Origin of the sequence: Acinetobacter sp. YH16038 (genome assembly GCF_013417275.1) — a bacterium.
Taxonomy (GTDB): domain Bacteria; phylum Pseudomonadota; class Gammaproteobacteria; order Pseudomonadales; family Moraxellaceae; genus Acinetobacter.
The window spans coordinates 1-1742 of record NZ_VPEG01000130.1 but is presented as its reverse complement, the minus strand read 5'-3'; the positions used below and the strand labels follow the sequence as shown (position 1 = coordinate 1742).

The 1742-nt window shown below is 40.6% G+C and carries 3 protein-coding genes; 1 reads left to right on the top strand and 2 read right to left on the bottom strand.

Features of this window, described 5'->3' with window-relative positions; all coding sequences use genetic code 11:
• The first annotated feature begins 204 nt into the window (after positions 1 to 204).
• Entirely contained in the window at positions 205 to 630 is a 426-nt protein-coding gene (locus FTV34_RS17265) for a hypothetical protein (protein ID WP_179991870.1), read from the top strand.
• A gap of 6 nt (positions 631 to 636) precedes the next feature.
• Here FTV34_RS17265 and FTV34_RS17260 read toward each other — a convergent pair whose 3' ends face one another.
• Together FTV34_RS17260 and FTV34_RS17255 are read right to left on the bottom strand one after the other, a co-directional pair.
• A complete protein-coding gene (locus FTV34_RS17260; RefSeq protein WP_180015776.1) occupies positions 637 to 1110 on the bottom strand; it encodes a hypothetical protein in 474 nt (157 codons plus the stop codon).
• Positions 1107 to 1742: MobA/MobL family protein (locus tag FTV34_RS17255; protein ID WP_180070890.1), on the bottom strand; the 636-nt coding region annotated here is incomplete at its 5' end. The genes FTV34_RS17255 and FTV34_RS17260, both read right to left, overlap by 4 nt.

Here is a 1742-nt window from a genome sequence, read left to right as displayed (position 1 = left end):
CAAGATGATGAAAAAAAACAGCATATTAACGAGATGGTTCGTCATATCATGGCATTGAAACGTGTTTAATTAAAATTTTGCTCGATGCTTTGAAATAGGGCTTTAGCCATGTTTCAAAGTCGAGCCACTTTGCGTGCACCGGTATAAATTGAATAACGAAAGAAACCAAGCAAAGTACTGTCCCATCTCATAACTTGGTTGACTATGAAAATATATAATTTAGCCCAAAGTTTTTTCATTATTTCTGTGCTTACTGGCTGCATGGCAAAGCCTGCTTTAGTTTCTAATATTATAGAACCTGTAAAACCAGTATTTTTTATCAAGCAAAGTCCCGAAGTGAAGACTTATATGGTTTCACTTGCAGGTGGCAAATTACATTTAGATCCACATGGTTGTATTCGTCTAAACAGTGATACCAGCCCTTTTATTATCTGGGCTAGTAGCAGCGAGTTAGAATATACAAGTGACGGTAGGATCAGTATTACCAACAAATTTAATAATCATAAAGTTTTTGTAGGTGATGAAATTAGACTTGGTGGAGGCCAGTACCCAACGAAACCTCGATCTATTACTGACCCTATTCCTGATGTTTGCGCTAACCACGGTTATTGGATTGCAGCTCCGCTTTAAAAAGCATTATTTAGGGTCAATCACGCAATAATCTTTGTTTGGTCCGTGACAGTCATTTTTCATGATCCGGACACAGGATTTACCATTACAGTTTTTAATATCTAGGTTATATCTTTGTTCTAGCCAAGCTGCTTCTGCACGACGTTCTTTGATCTCATCAAAACTTGGAATGAATAAAAATATGAAAGAAAGAAAAACCAGTACCAGACTGAGGAAAATTGCACATAACAAGGCAATAAATCTATAGTTTAGTTTATCAGTAGCCTTGTCTAGTTCCTGAATACGTCCTTGAAGGGCGCGTGTAGCTTCCTGATTTGCGTTATTTAGGTTTTTTTTGCTCTGCTCTAATATCCCGCTAGCCACTTTGTTGTAAAACGCCTCTAATCGCTTGTTATCGTCTGCTATGGCTTCCCTGTATTCCTTCATGGATGCCAATAAAATATATAACTGGTCGTCTAAATCATCGTTTTGGTTGCTCATCGTGACCATCCGCCTTTATTCAAATTAGGTGATGCCTTTTGCTCGGCTCGTTTCATTTCTCGCTGTTTTTCCGCTTGGCGTTCTAGCTCTAGGCGTTTGGCTTCTTGGTCTTTTTGCCATTGGTCAAAGCCTTGCTCAACACGGTTAAAGCCACGCTGTAGCGTGGTTTCTTTGTGCTGTTCTTTTTGATTCAGGTATTGGGCGTTGTGCTGTTTTACCTTGTCGTTATAACGGCTGATTTCGGTGCCGATGCCTTTTCTGCGTAATTGAGTGACCGAAGTCCCTTCATGAATCGTGGCTTGCAGTCCGTTGTTCTGATCGGCATAGCTGCGGTGGTCAATTTTTTGCTGTTGTCCTGCTTGTTCCAAAGCGTGATTTGCTAAGTCTGCCCACATTGCCCGAATTTGTTTAATGTCCTCTTGGGTTGTACCCATGTTGAGGGTCTTTCTTTTGGCGTTGCTGAGTTCAATCTCTGCCTTTGTTGTCAAAATCAGATTATTTTCAGGGTCTAATTCAGCCTTTCGGGTGGTCAGCATGATATGGGCATGATGATTTTTATCATTTCCGCCTTTGCTGGGTTCATGGATAGCTAAATCTGCAATCACGCCATAGCGATCAACTAAGGACCTGGC